Origin of the sequence: Caulobacter sp. SL161, assembly GCF_026672375.1 — a bacterium.
Lineage (GTDB): Bacteria > Pseudomonadota > Alphaproteobacteria > Caulobacterales > Caulobacteraceae > Caulobacter.
Genome location: NZ_JAPPRA010000001.1, coordinates 1,564,369 through 1,577,878, shown reverse-complemented (window position 1 = coordinate 1,577,878; position 13,510 = coordinate 1,564,369). Strand labels below are relative to the sequence as shown.

At 65.7% G+C, this 13,510-nt stretch carries 8 protein-coding genes and 2 tRNA genes; 4 read left to right on the top strand and 6 right to left on the bottom strand.

What is annotated here, in order from left to right; translation table 11 throughout:
- Nucleotides 1-60 precede the first annotated feature (60 nt).
- On the top strand, nt 61-1,878 hold the full coding sequence (locus tag OVA11_RS07685; protein WP_268066891.1) for an ATP-binding protein: 1,818 nt from the start codon (nt 61-63) through the stop codon (nt 1,876-1,878).
- Between the two features lie 120 nt (nt 1,879-1,998).
- Here OVA11_RS07685 and OVA11_RS07680 read toward each other — a convergent pair whose 3' ends face one another.
- The 5 genes from OVA11_RS07680 to OVA11_RS07660 form a co-directional block, all read right to left on the bottom strand.
- Nucleotides 1,999-2,427, bottom strand: coding sequence for a MucR family transcriptional regulator (locus OVA11_RS07680; protein ID WP_012640096.1), 429 nt, complete (start codon nt 2,425-2,427; stop codon nt 1,999-2,001).
- Nucleotides 2,428-2,754: 327 nt separating this feature from the next.
- The gene (locus OVA11_RS07675; RefSeq protein WP_268066890.1) at nt 2,755-3,459 is read right to left on the bottom strand and encodes an ABC transporter ATP-binding protein; all 705 of its coding nucleotides are present in this window, start codon (nt 3,457-3,459) and stop codon (nt 2,755-2,757) included.
- Entirely contained in the window at nt 3,456-4,661 is a 1,206-nt protein-coding gene (locus OVA11_RS07670; protein ID WP_268066889.1) for an ABC transporter permease, read from the bottom strand. Before OVA11_RS07670 ends, OVA11_RS07675 begins: the two co-directional genes overlap by 4 nt.
- 4 nt (nt 4,662-4,665) lie before the next feature.
- Entirely contained in the window at nt 4,666-5,742 is a 1,077-nt protein-coding gene (locus tag OVA11_RS07665; protein WP_268066888.1) for an efflux RND transporter periplasmic adaptor subunit, read from the bottom strand.
- Nucleotides 5,743-6,043: 301 nt separating this feature from the next.
- Nucleotides 6,044-6,117 (bottom strand) — tRNA-Gln (locus tag OVA11_RS07660).
- A gap of 164 nt (nt 6,118-6,281) precedes the next feature.
- Here OVA11_RS07660 and OVA11_RS07655 point away from each other — a divergent pair.
- From OVA11_RS07655 to OVA11_RS07645, 3 genes are all read left to right on the top strand, one after another.
- Nucleotides 6,282-6,358 (top strand) — tRNA-Pro (locus OVA11_RS07655).
- Nucleotides 6,359-6,531: 173 nt separating this feature from the next.
- The gene (sppA, locus tag OVA11_RS07650) at nt 6,532-8,316 is read left to right on the top strand and encodes a signal peptide peptidase SppA (protein WP_268066887.1); all 1,785 of its coding nucleotides are present in this window, start codon (nt 6,532-6,534) and stop codon (nt 8,314-8,316) included.
- Between the two features lie 53 nt (nt 8,317-8,369).
- Entirely contained in the window at nt 8,370-9,791 is a 1,422-nt protein-coding gene (locus OVA11_RS07645; protein ID WP_268066885.1) for a tetratricopeptide repeat-containing sulfotransferase family protein, read from the top strand.
- A gap of 150 nt (nt 9,792-9,941) precedes the next feature.
- On the opposite strand, the gene OVA11_RS07640 is transcribed toward OVA11_RS07645, so the two are convergent.
- Nucleotides 9,942-13,082, bottom strand: a complete 3,141-nt coding sequence (locus OVA11_RS07640; RefSeq protein WP_268066884.1) for a TonB-dependent receptor — start codon at nt 13,080-13,082, stop codon at nt 9,942-9,944.
- Nucleotides 13,083-13,510: the final 428 nt, after the last annotated feature.

The following is a 13,510-nucleotide window of genomic DNA, read 5'->3' as shown; positions in this document are numbered from 1 at the left end:
ATCAGCCCTTAACTTGTCGCCACACACGATGTTCGCAGAACAGAGGATCGGGGCTCAGGCTTGGCGCCGTCGAAAGGTGAAGACTCGCGGCTTGTCAGGATCGCCCTGACAGAAGCCTACGTGCCGATCGCGCGTGGCTATCTGCTGGCGGCCGCCATCTACAATTCGCTGATCGCCATCGCCCATCCGTTCTACGAGACGGGCCTCACCCTCGTCATGCTGACGGGCCTGACCGGGGCCACCGCGATCTATGCGTTCGGCGCGTGGTTTCTGTTGCGGCGGCGTCGGATCGTGGGCGGCCACCTGGAGTGGCTGGTCCTGGGGATGAACGCGCTCTTTCTGGGGCACGTGACCGCCTACCACCTGTTTCACCTCGAGCCGCAGAAGCTGATCTACTTCGTGCTGCTGGCGCTGGTCTTCGCCACCTCGGCGCCGAGCCGCCGTGTGGCCAATGTCAGCGTTGGCGCCGCGCTCGTCAGCCTGGTCTTCATCGCGCGCGGCGCGCCGGGCGATATGGTCAACCAGTACCTCTTCATCGGCCTGGCCGGAGCCTTCGCGGCGGTCGGCATGTCGACCCTGATGCGGGGCGTGGTCGGCCGCGAGGTGCGCGCGCGTCTGGCCAGTCAGGCGCTCAATGACGAGCTCGAGCGGGAGCTGACCGAGAACCGTCGCCTGCGCACCGAGGCCCAGGCCCTGGCGCTGGCCGCCGAGAAGGCCAACCGCGCCAAGTCCGAGTTCCTGGCCACCATTAGCCACGAGATCCGCACGCCCCTGAACGGCGTGCTGGGCATGGCCCAGATCATGGCCTCGGGAGAGCTGCAGGTCGATCAGCGTCGGCGCCTGGAAACGATCACCGCCTCGGGCCAGTCCCTGCTTAGCCTGATCAACACCATCCTGGACGTCTCGCGCATCGAGGATGGCAAGATGGAGATCGTCGAGGGCCCCTTCGATCTCACCGCCCAGATGAACACGCTGCACCTGCTCTATGGCGGCCTGGCCCGCGACAAGCATCTGGACTTCAGTCTGGAGGTCTCGCCAACAGTCGCCGGGTGGCGCCAGGGCGACGGCGAGCGGTTGCGCCAGGTGCTGTCGAACCTGATTTCCAACGCCATCAAGTTCACGGACAGCGGCGCGGTGCGCGTCACCCTGGACGGCGACGATCAAGGCCTCGTCGTGCGCGTGCTGGACACCGGTGTCGGAATTCCCGAGGCTCAGCGCGAGCGGTTGTTCACCAAGTTCGCCCAGCTCGACAGCTCCAGCACGCGGCGCGTGGGCGGATCGGGTCTGGGGCTGGCGATCTGCAAGTCGCTGGCCGAGCTGATGGGCGGAGAGATCAGCTTCCTGGCGCCGGCCGAGGGCGGCGCTTGCTTCGAGCTGACTTTGCCCATGGCCCGGAGCGACCCACCGCCCGCCGTGGCCGCCCCGCCCGCACCGGCGCTGGCGCCCGCATCAGCGGATGAGGACGCCGCGCCGCGAATCCTGGTGGTCGACGACAACCAGACCAATCGCGCGGTCTTGCTGACCCTGCTGGGACATCTGGGCGCCGACGCCCATTTCGCCGTGGACGGCCGCGATGCGGTGGCGATGTGGGAGCAGGACCGCTGGGACGTCATCCTGATGGACATCCACATGCCCGAGATGGACGGCCTCCAGGCCTGCCAGGTGATCCGAGAGGGCGAGCGCCAAGGTGGCCGAGTCCGCACGCCCGTGGTCGCAGTGACCGCCAGCGTGCTGCCCCATGAGCGCTCCTTGTATGTGCAGGCGGGCATGGACGCCGTCGTTCCCAAGCCCGTCGAGGTGCCGAAGCTTCTGGAAGTGTTGGCAGATGTTCTCGCTGACGCTGACGAAGCCGCCGTGGACACGCGCGGCGCGGCCTGACATCGCTCGCCCGGGAGCCGCGCAGACGCTCAGGCTGCAGACAGGCGGACCCAGACAAGCAGACACGAAAAAGGGGACGCCGCCGCGTCCCCTTCCCGTCTTTTCAAGCGCTGTAAGCGATCAGCCCTTGCGGCCGCGGGTCGTCTTGCCCTTGCGGCCACCCTGGCCCAGGCCCAGGGCCTTAGCCATCTGCGAGCGCGCTTCGCTGTAGGCGGGCGCGGTCGTCGGATAGTCGTTGGGCAGGCCCCACTTGGCCTTGTATTCGGCCACGGTCATGCCGTGGGTGGTCAGGTGACGCTTCAGCGTCTTGTAGGGCTTGCCGTCCTCGAAGCTGATCAGCGCCTCAGGCGTGATGCTTTTGCGGATCTGGGCCGGCGTAGCCTTGGTCACCACTTCAACCGTCGGCGCCGGCGGCGAGCCAATGCCGGCCAGCGCATCATGCGTCGCCCGGATCAGGGCCGGAAGTTCCGACACCGGCGTCGAATTATTGGCCACATAGTTGGCGACGATTTCAGCAGTAAGCTCGATTAGGGTAGCTTTATCTTCCACGTTCAAAACTCCGTTCCCCTTGTATCCGGGATTACACGGTCGCCTCAGAAAAACAAGTAGTTTGAAACTGAAATCAAACTTGCTTCGTGAATTGCTGTAACAATTGCGGCGTGTTGATCGCCAACGACATGGCGAAAATTCGGGCAATTAAATCGATGAACACCCGGCGATCACGAGCGGTACAGCAGCCTAAACCCCGCCGGGCGCGCCTCTATCTCGCAACCGCGAACTGGACTTGAGGCTACATAACGCTATTCGATGAATACGTCGCACCCTCGCCGCGCTTGACGTCACAATGCAGCAAGCCGCCCACAGGCGACAGACGCCTTAGGAAAAGCCGCCAGGATCGCGGACGTTCGAAGTCAGCCTGCCGTCACTCAAGGTCAGGCGACGGCCACATCGCGCCGCCACACCGTCATCATGGGTGCAGATCAGGAAGGTCGCGCCCTCCTCCCGATTGACCTCGCGCATCAGGTCCAGAACGCGATCCGCCGACTCTCGGTCCAGGTTCCCGGTCGGTTCGTCGGCGATGATCAGGTCGGGCCGGTTCATCAAGGCGCGCGCGATGGCGACGCGCTGCTTCTGCCCGCCCGAGAGCCGCGCGGCGGGAAAGTCGATCCGGTCTTCCAGGCCCACGCGCGCCAGAAGATCGCGCGCCCGCGTGCGCATCGCCCGCGAGATGCCCCCGCCCGGCGCGGCGGCCGGAAAGGCGACGTTCTCCATCGCCGTGAAGTCGGGCAGCAGATGGTGGAACTGAAAGACAAAGCCTAGGCGCTGATTGCGGAAGCGCGCGCGCATCCGCTCGGACAGATCATCGACCCGCTCGCCGCTGATGCTCAGGGCGCCGGCGGTAGGACGCAGCAGAAGGCCGATGATCGACAACAGGGTCGACTTGCCCGATCCGGACGCCCCGACCATGGCCACCAGCTCGCCCTGGCCTAGCGTCAGGTCGATGCCTTTCAGGACGCGGGTTTCCTCATCACCGTTGTGGAAGACTTTCTCGATCCCCCGCGCTTCGATCACGTTGGTCATTGCTGAATGGCCTCCAGCGGATCGATCTTCGACGCTGAGCGCGCGGGCAGGATGGAGGCGATCACCGCGCCCAGGGTGGTAAGCACCAGCGCCGCCGCATAGCCGCCCTGCCGGGGCGCGATGGGCAGGATGGATGTGCCGTCGGGTCGGGTGATGCTCTCGAGCCAGATGCACAGGCCATAGCCTGAGGCGCAGCCGATCAGCGCACCGACCAGGCCGATCAACAGGCCTTGCAGCAGAAAGACCCAGAGGATGAACCCGCCGGGCACACCGAACGCCCGCATGATCCCGACCTCACTGCGCCGCCGGTAGGCCGACAGCACAAGCGCGCTGGCCACGCCGATGATGATCGAGATCAGCGAGAAGATCTGGATCATCGTGCCGGTCTGCCCTTGCGCCTTCAGGGCGTCCTCAAGGCCGACATTCTTCTCTTGCCAGGGCGTCGCGCGCAGGCCCGTCGCCTCGCCCAGAAAGCGGGCCGTGGCGCGGGCGTCCTGGGGATCCTTCAGCTTGACCTCGATATTGGTCACGCCCTCCGGCAGGTCGAACAGCGGCCTTGCGGTCTGCAGCGACAGGAAGGCGACGCGCTCGTCCAGACTTTGCAGCCCGGTGCGGAATACGCCTCGGACGGTCAGCTGCCGCTCCACGCCGCGCTCGGTGCGCAGCAGGACCGACTGCCCCGCGCCCAGGCCCAGCTCCTCGGCCATGCGGACGCCGATCAACAGACCGTTGGCGCCGAGATCGCCGTCACCCTCGATGATGTTGGGCGTGATGCGGGAAATGGCGTCGATCCCCTGTGGCTCCACGCCCAGCACCGCCACCGGCGCGACCGCCTCGCTCTTGACCAGGAAGGCGCTGCCGGAAATCTGCGGGCTGATCGCCGACACCTCGGGATTGGCGCGCAGCAAGTCGATCACCATCGGCCAGTCGCGGATCTGCTGGCGCTGGAAGGTCGAGACCAGGGCCACCGACTCGACCGGCAGGTCCGGCCCCGCCAGCACCCGGGCCACGCGCGTGGCCGGCTGCAGGCTGACATGGGCGCTGTTGCCGGTCACCTGATCGGTCAGCCGCACGGCCAGACCCGCGATCAGGGCGGTGATGAAGATGAAGACCGTCACCCCCAGGGCGACCCCCGCGATCAGCAGCAGGGTCTGCGAGGGGTTGGACAACAGGTAGCGCCGGGCGACCTTGAACGCGAACACGGGATCAGCGGTCCGGCTTGGCGGCGACGGGGGTGACCTGGGCGCCAGACTTCACAGCCGCCGGCTCCAGAACGACCCTGTCCCCCGCCCGTAGACCGCTTTCGACAATGGCGTTGACCGAGGGCCACCGCGTCACGGTGATCGGTCGCGCCCGAACGATGTCGCCCGCGTCGACCACATGGACCTTGGGCGCGGCGGTGGCGTCCAGCACGGCCGCGCGTGGGATCACGATTGCGCCGGGCCGCTGCCTGACGACGATGGTCACGTCGACCGAACGCCCCGGGGAAAGGTCCTGGTCGCCCTCGGCCGCCAACCGCACCGAACGCCCGCCGGTGCTGGAGTCCACTCGCGGGGAAACCTCGGTCACGCGGGCGGGAAAGATCGTCGAGGACCCCGACAGCGCCGCGCGCGCAACCTGGCCCGGCCGCAGGGCGTCGGCATAGACCTCTTCCACCTCGGCGCGGATCTCGACCCCGGTGGACGAGCCCAGTTCGAACAGCGTCTGGCCCGCCGAAACGACCTGGCCGTTGTCGATCGGCCGGAACAACACCACCCCGGCCATCGGGGCGCGGATGACGAACTCCTGGGCGCGTTCAGCCGAGGCCCGCACCCCGGCGGAGGCCGCCGCGACATTGGCCTGGGCGGTGTCCAGTCCCGCCCGGGCGGCGTCCAGCGCGGCCTTGGCCGCGAAGCCCTGATCATACAGCGTCTTGACCCGCTGGTAGTTGAGCCGCGCCTCGGCGGCGGCGGCCCGCGCCGCCCGCTCGCGCGCCACATCGACCACTGTCTGCGCCTGCTCCACCGTCGCCAGCACCACGGCGAGCGGATCGCCGGCCGCCACGCGGTCGCCTTCGTCATGCAACAGGCGCACGATCTGTCCGGAATTGGGCGAGGCGACCTGCACCAGCTCCAGCGGACGCACGCGGCCGACCACGGACAGGGCCTGCTCGATCGTCGCGGGCCTGATCTCGAGAACGGCGGCTTCCGGCGGCCGTCGCGACATCACAAACCACGCCACCACGGCGACCGCCAGGATCGCCGCCGCGAGGAAAACAACAAGCCTCGATGTCGCCCGCATCATGTCTCTTTACCGCAATCGCCCCTGCGACAGGCTGAGGGTGTGCTTTCCCCCACGTCGCGCCGCCACCCGCGCAACCTGCGGGCGGTCCCTCTGGGCCTTACTACGCAGTCGCACTTGCTGCGGATGCAAGCGCTTAGAGCCTCGCGCGTTAAAACGGGATCGTTTCGACGCGATCACGAGGCTCGAAATCAAAGGCTTGTAGCGTGACCCGCGCCGAAACCGGTTCCCACTTTCGGCGTCACGCTCTAAAGCGCCGTGGTCTGTAAGGACTTCGGCATCCAGAGCAAATGATGAGGAGAAGTGGCTGGGGAACTAGGACTCGAACCTAGAATGACGGTACCAAAAACCGCAGTGTTACCATTACACCATTCCCCAGCAGGAACGGCGAGACCCCTCGGGGCCCGGCGAGGCGGTGGAGATAGCTCACGACTCGGACGGATGCAACGACCTTTTCAGAACTTTTTTCAGGCCTCCCGACCAACCTGAAAAAAGGCGCTTGCGCCCCCCGGAACACCCACCTATAAGGCCGGCCTCCAAGTCGGAGTGTGGCTCAGTCTGGTAGAGCACTGCGTTCGGGACGCAGGGGTCGCAGGTTCAAATCCTGCCACTCCGACCATTTCCTCCCCGCCAGCCAGAGGCGGGAAAATCCTCTAAAAACAAAGCCCTCGGCGCCGCGAAAGCGGCGCTTGGCGTTCCCCAGCACAAAAGCGCCCCACGTTGCGCGCTCTTCATTTGGTTGCAACCCCAACAGCGGTTAGCTTAGCGGCGGTTTCGCAAGCAGGACCTCCGATGAAGCAGTTCTTCCTGACCGTCGCCGGCGTGTTCGTCGGCCTTCTCCTCTTCGTGGTCGGAGTGCCGTTCCTGTTGATCGCGATGGCCGCCGGCGCTGCGCGACCTGCGCCCGTCCCGGCCCATGCCGTCCTGCAACTGGACCTGCGCAGCGGTCTTTCGGATCAGGAGCCCAAGAGCCCCTTCGCGGCCTTCGGCTCCAGCGGCGGCTCGGTGATCTCGGTCATCGAAACCCTGCGCCGCGCCGAGAAGGACGACAAGGTCAAGGCCATCCTGGTGCGCCTGCCTGAGGGCGGCGTCGCCCCGGCCGCCGCCGACGAGCTGCGCCTGGCGTTCAAGCACTTCCGCGAGGTGGGCAAGAAGCCGATCTACGCCCACAGCCAGGGCCTCTACCCCTCCGGGATGGTGACCTCGACCTATATGCTGGGCGCGGCCACCAGCGAGTTCTGGATGCAGCCTGACTCAAGTTTCCAGGCCGTCGGCATCTCGTCAGAGTCGATGTTCTTCAAGCGCTTCTTCGACAAGTACGGCGTCAAGGCCGAGTACGAGCAGCGCTATGAGTACAAGAACGCGGTCAATCCTTATCTTCACAGCGACTATACGCCCGCCCACCGGGAATCGACGTTGTCGTGGATGGGCTCGGTCTATCGTACGGCCCTGACCAGCGCCGCGGTCGATCGCAAGCAGGATCCGACCAAGCTGATGAAGACGCTGGAAGGCGGCCCCTATATCGCTCAGGAAGCCCAGGCCAAGGGGCTGATCGACAAGGTCGGCCAGGTCAGCGACATCCAGGCCTTCGCCCTGGAGAAGGCCGGCAAGGGCGCCAAGCTGCTCGACTTCGACGACTACGCCTCGCGCTCGAAGCCCACCGCCGTGAAAAGCGGCCCGGCCATCGCGGTGATCGGCGCCGAGGGCGCGATCATCACCGGCACCGACGCCAGCGCCTCGCCGTTCGGCGGCGACAGCAATGTCTATTCCGACGACGTGGCCCAAGCGTTCCGGAACGCGACCGAGGACAAGGACGTCAAGGCGATCGTCTTCCGAGTCTCCTCGCCGGGCGGGTCGGATACGGCGTCCGAACAGATCCTGGCGGCCCTGCAAGAGGCCAAGAAGGCCGGCAAGCCGGTCGTGGTCAGCATGGGGACCTATGCGGCCTCGGGCGGCTACTGGATCTCCAGCCAGGCCGACTCGATCATCGCCCAGCCCTCGACCCTGACCGGCTCTATCGGCGTCTACGGCGGCAAGTTCGCCATCGGCGAGGCCCTGGCGCGCTTCGGCGTCGACACCAAGGACCTGCACGTCGGCGGCGACTATTCGCAGGCCTTCGGTTCGGCCGAGGGCTTCACGCCCGAGCAACGCGCCAAGTTCGCCGGCTGGATGGACCGGATCTACGCCGGTTTCATCACCCGCGTCGCCGAGGGCCGCAACCTGCCGCCGGCCAAGGTGCGCGAGATCGCCAAGGGTCGCGTCTGGACCGGCGAACAGGCCAAGCAACTGGGCCTGGTCGACGAACTGGGCGGCTATTACGAGGCGGTGGAAAAGGCCAAGGCGCTGGCCAAGGTCAAGGGCGACATCCGCATCAAGCACATGCAGGGCGGCGCCTCGCCGTTCGAAGCCTTCGAGAAGTTCCTCGGCGTCTCGGAGACCTCGGCCAAGACCATGGCGGCCGCCGCCTGGGTGCTGGGCGACCCGCGCTCGCAGGCGATCCTCGACGAAATGGCCAAGGCCCGCCTGCGCTCGACGCCGGGCGGCGCCTCGGTGCTGGCCGACATGCCGGTGCGGTAGGCGGGCGGCGTATCGCCACGGTCGACGCGATGGACGCGGAGCTCAGGTCCCTCATGGCCGCCTTCGAGGGGCGGCAGCGCCGGGACACAGCGGCGGCGCTGCGGCGTCTCGTCGAAAGCGGGGCGCCGCTGGGGCCTCGCTGGCCTGCCCTGGCGCGCCTTGGCATGGCCATCGGCGAGGCTCAACTCGCCATCGCCGCGTCCGACGCCTGGGCGCGTCTTGAGCCGGCGGATCTGTCACGGCGCGTCACTCACGCGGCCCTTCTGGCCCAGCTCGGCAAGGTCGAGGACGCGATCGAAAGCTTGCGCCCCCTGCCCCCTACCCCAGAGGTGGATCACCTCCTCGGCGCCCTCCACGCCCAGATCGGCGATCCGGCGACCGCCCTCGAACACCTCCGGCGCGCGGCGTCGCGACTGCCCCCGGCTCAAGCCGTGTGGACGTGGCTGGCGGCCGTCGACATCAAGCGGTTCACCAACGCGGATGAGGACTACCGCCGGATCGAGGCGCTGACGAACGCGCCGATGCCGGACGCTTGCCAGAGCGCCGCGCACTACGCGCTGGGCAAGGCCTTGCTCGATCAGGGCGACACCGAGAAGGCCTATGCACACTACGCCAAGGGCGCGGCGATCATGGCGCGGTTGGAGCCCGATGACGGTCGCGCGCAGTCGCGGTTCGTCGATGCGCTGATCGCCGGGTTCGACGACGCGCTTCTTGGCCGGCTGAAGGCCTCGACCTGCGACAGCCGCCGACCGATCTTCGTCCTGGGTCCGCCGCGCTCAGGGACGACCTTGGTCGAGCAGATCCTCACGAGCCATTCTGCGGTGTCGGGCGGCGCGGAACTCAGCCTTTTCACCGTCGCCGCCATGGCGCTGCCGGACTTCTCGCCCGCAGCGGTCGAACGCCACGATAGACGCGGCGATCCAGATCCTTGGGGCGAGATCGGCCGCGACTATCTGCACCTGCTTGAGCAGCGCTTTGGCGCGACGGGGCGAGTGGTCGACAAGACGCTGAACCACGGCCGAATCCTGGGCCTGCTGGCCCAGGCCCTGCCCGCCGCCCGGTTCATCTGGCTTGACCGGGATATCGGCGACGTCGCCTGGTCGTGCTTCAGAACCCGGTTCGCGACCGGCATGGCGTGGACCTGGTCTCTTGAGTCGATCGGTCGCTATCTGGGCGACGAAGCGCTGCTGCGCCGCCACTGGGCGTCAATCCTCGGCGATCGTCTCTTGATCCTGCGCTACGAGGATCTGGTCAGCGATCCAGGGAACCACACTCGGGCGCTGCTGGCCCATGCAGGCCTATCCGAGGAGCCGGCGGTGTTCACGCCGCACCTGCAACAGCGCGCGGTCCAAACCGCCAGCGTGAGCCAGGTCCGGCAACCCATCCACCGGAATGCCGTAGGCTCCGCCAAGGCGCTGCCCGGGCAGTTGGACGCCATGTACGCCGCCTATGAGCGTCGGCTGTCCGGCGCCTGACCCCCGCATCAATTCGCCCCTGCGCCAGGCTGTCGATCAGGATGTGGCGCGCGGGGGCCAAAAAGAACGCGGCCGGCGAAGATCGCCGGCCGCGCCGATGTTCCACGAAGGGAAAGACCGCCGCGCACAGGGCGCGACGGTCCGTCAATCCTAGAACTTGTAGGAGACGCCCAGACGCACGTAACGCGGCGACTGATAGCGGCTCACCTTGCCGTAGTTCGGATCCAGCTCGCCGACAGCGGTCAGTTCGCCGAATTCGTTGAAGTCCAGCTCCGACTTCAGGTTGAACAGGTTGAACACGTCGGCCCGGAGGCTCAGACCCGACAGGGCGCCACCCAGCACCGTATCCGGCACCGTGTAGTTCATCGTCAGGTCGACGTTCTTCAGCCAGCCCGACTTGAACTGCGAACCGCGCGGGGTCGGCTTGCCGTTGCAGAACCACGAGGCGGAGCCGTACAGCGCAGCGAAGCCGTCGGTGGGGTGAACACCGATACAGCCGAAGTTACGCGGCGACTCCAGCACGGCGTTACCGCCGATCAGGAGGCCTTCCATCGGCGAGTACGTGCCGAACAGCTTGAACGAATGCGCACGGTGGCCAGGCAGTTTGCCATAGGCAAAGTCCACCAGACCGGGCTGGTCGAAGTCTTGGCTCAGGCCGGGGTCAGTCTGGCCGTTGTCCGACTTCAGCGCGCCTTCGTAGTTGCCCTTGGTTTCCGAGGCCACGTACGAGAAGCGACCACCCCACTTGCCATCGAACTTGCGTTCGATGCTGGCCTGCAGCGCGATATACTCACGCTTGGGCGCGGGATACTTCAGGTCGGCTGCCGAGAGCTTCACCACACGGCTGGTAGCGCCCGCGCCAAGCGAGGTCTGAGCCAAGTCCGCCTTGTCCAGCGTAATGGTCATGTCTTCGCCAGGGTTGGTCAGCACGTACTGGTGGAAGCCCGACCAGACGCTGTCGCAGCCCGAGATGTTCTGCGCCGCGCAGTACTTGAGCACCGCAGCGTCGATGGCGACGTCGTCGATGGCCGTACCGAGGTTGCGGTAGGTCAGGGTCACGCCAGCGGTCCAGCCCTGGCCGAAGTCCTTTTCGTAGCCGAGGATGTACTCATCGACGTACATCGGGTCGATTTCCTTATCGACCTGGGTGTCGATCGGGCGCACCGTGCCGTCGGCGTTGGTGCCGGGCTGCACCAGCGAACCGAGGATCGGCTCGAGGGTCTTGTCGTTGATGCCGTCGAGGTTGGCGTCGTTGGGGCCGCCCGTCGTCACGTCGAGGTTCCAGGTGTCGGAGATGAAGAACTCCTTACCGGCCAGACGTTGGTTCGTGTTCACAGCGACCGGCAGGTAGTACTTGCCGTAGAAGCCGAAGAACTTCGACGAACGATCGCCAAAGACGTCATAGGTGAAGCCCAGGCGCGGCGCCCACTGGTTCTTCATGTCCACGAACGCGACGCCGGCGACGTTCTTGTTCGTGAAGGCTTCGTTCCGGATGCCCAGGTTCAGGGTCAGTCGGTCGCTGACTTCCCACGAGTCTTGCAGGTAGTAGGCGTTCTGTTCCGAAGCCCAGCCGCCGTCGTTGTCGTAGGCGCGAACGCGGACGCGACGGGCCTTGCCGATCAGGTCCGTGCGGCCCGTCGGGATGTTGGCCGAGGTGAACGGCGTCTGATAGCGATACCAGAGACCGCCCGTGACCTGGTTGGTGCAGTTGATGCCGCCGGGGAAACCGCCCGGACGGCAGTAGTTGAGACCCTTACCCGAGTAGTCGAGCTGCTGCTTCGACTCGAGCTTTTCCTGGTCGATACCGAAGCGGAAGTGGTGATCACCGAAGAAGCTGGCATAGGCGTCGACGTCGAAACGGAGGATTTCGCGACGGTCCTTGTTGGTCTGCGGCTGCCCGTTAATGGCGCCCAGCGGGAAGGCGACACCGGGATTGGCTTCCAGCTTACCGTCGCCGTCAGCGTCATAGCCGGCGATGGTGGTGATGAAAGGACGGCTGTCCGACGGCGAGGTCAGGGACTCGTTGTACTCGTTGACGCCGTAGGCCAGCGAGGTGGTCAGCCAGTCGGCCCAAACACCGGTGTAGCGGCTGATCCAGTTGGTGCCGCCGTACTTGAACTTGCTGACGCCGTCGGTGTTGACGCGGCCCGAGCTGTAGGTCGTCGTCTGGGTGGTCTCGTCGGTGATGTCGTCGCTCCACACGGTCACATCGACCCGGTGGTTGTCGTTGATCACGAAGTCGACCTTGCCGCCCCAGAACGGGTCTGTGCTGCGGACGCGATTGCCGATCGAGTTGGCGCCGAGATCGTAGGCCTTCCGATAGCGGTGGTTATAGAGACCATAGATGAACAGGCGATCCTTGATGATCGGGCCGCCGGCCTGAAGGATGACGTCGCTGTTCTGACGATAGTCTTTGCTGTTGTTGGCGAGATAGGTGTTCTTGGCCTTGCTGAAGAGCACGTCCGGCTCAACATAGCTGGTGATCTCGAATTCCCATTCGTTACCACCCGACTTGGTCACGGCGTTCAGCACGCCGCCCGTACCGCGGCCGAACTCCGAGGAGTAACCGCCGGTCTTGACTTCCAGGGTCTTGTAGAACTCGAACGGAACCGTGCTCGAGCCGGTGAATTCACGGAACTTCGTGATGTTCAGGCCGTTGACGATGTAGGTGTTTTCACCCGCCGAGGCGCCGCCGATGGTCGGGATGTTGCCGAAGGCCGAGTCCGACTGCGTAACGCCGGGCACCAGAAGCGCGATCGAAGCGGCGCTGCGGACGACCGGGATCAGACGCGCGGTTTCCGAAACGTCCACGGCCAAGCCGGTGGTCGTCGAGTCGAAAGCCGACACGGCGCGGCTGGCGCCGGTCACGACGATCGCTTCAACCGCGGTGTCGTCGGACTGGAGCGTAAAGGTGTACGAGCTGGCGCCGCCCAGTGCGACGAACGACTCAGCCGACAGCGACTGGAAGCCAGAGGCCGTCACCGTGACCGAGTAATTGCCGGACGGAAGAGCCAAGGCGCGGAACTGACCGGACTGGTCGGCGACCAGCGTACGGCTCAGACCCTGGTCTTTCGATGTGACCACCACGGTGGCGCCCGGAATGGCGGCGCCGGCTTGGTTCCGGACCGTACCGACCAGCACGCCTTGCACCATGGCCTGGGCATGGGCTGCGCCGGTCGTGGTGAGCGAGGCGATGATAGCGCCGCCCGCGATAGGACCCACAGTCGCCAAACCGGCCAACAGGGTCGTCGTCAACAGGCGCGCGCGGGCGCTGCTTTTGGTTGAATTCATGCTGTTCAAATCCCCTCTGAGCGTGCTGGCAGCGGTTAGCCGAACAAGAAGCCCCTCAGCGACCTGTCCGTTTTCGAGCCGAAATCCGCCGTAAATCCACCACGTGATCACATGTGTCCCGGAACAAACTCTTCCGGTTGAAGCGACGTTAGGGGGTGGATCGGGCGAGGGTCAATTCTGATTGCAAAAAAGTAATCATTATCCCGCCCCCCCTGTCGCAAAATCGCCACAGGCGGAACGCTTTTCGGAAAATCATTGCTCAATATGGATACGCAAGCATCGAAAACAGCACACCCCGACAAACATGAGGCTGTTTTTTCGGAGCTATTTTCCGCTCTCGAAACGCCGTTCGATAGCGCTCTTTTTCGAAGGCCAAGGCGCGAATATGACCCCTGGCGATCTTGACTTCTGCCAATCCAATGCCCGGA

What these genes read in the sequence shown, in the direction of transcription:
- OVA11_RS07675 (WP_268066890.1), bottom strand. Translation starts at nt 3,459, where the DNA reads ATGACCAACGTGATCGAAGCGCGGGGGATCGAGAAAGTCTTCCACAAC.
- sppA (WP_268066887.1), top strand. Translation starts at nt 6,532, where the DNA reads ATGAAGCAGTTCTTCCTGACCGTCGCCGGCGTGTTCGTCGGCCTTCTC.
- OVA11_RS07665 (WP_268066888.1), bottom strand. Translation starts at nt 5,742, where the DNA reads ATGATGCGGGCGACATCGAGGCTTGTTGTTTTCCTCGCGGCGGCGATC.
- OVA11_RS07640 (WP_268066884.1), bottom strand. Translation starts at nt 13,082, where the DNA reads ATGAATTCAACCAAAAGCAGCGCCCGCGCGCGCCTGTTGACGACGACC.
- OVA11_RS07645 (WP_268066885.1), top strand. Translation starts at nt 8,370, where the DNA reads ATGGCCGCCTTCGAGGGGCGGCAGCGCCGGGACACAGCGGCGGCGCTG.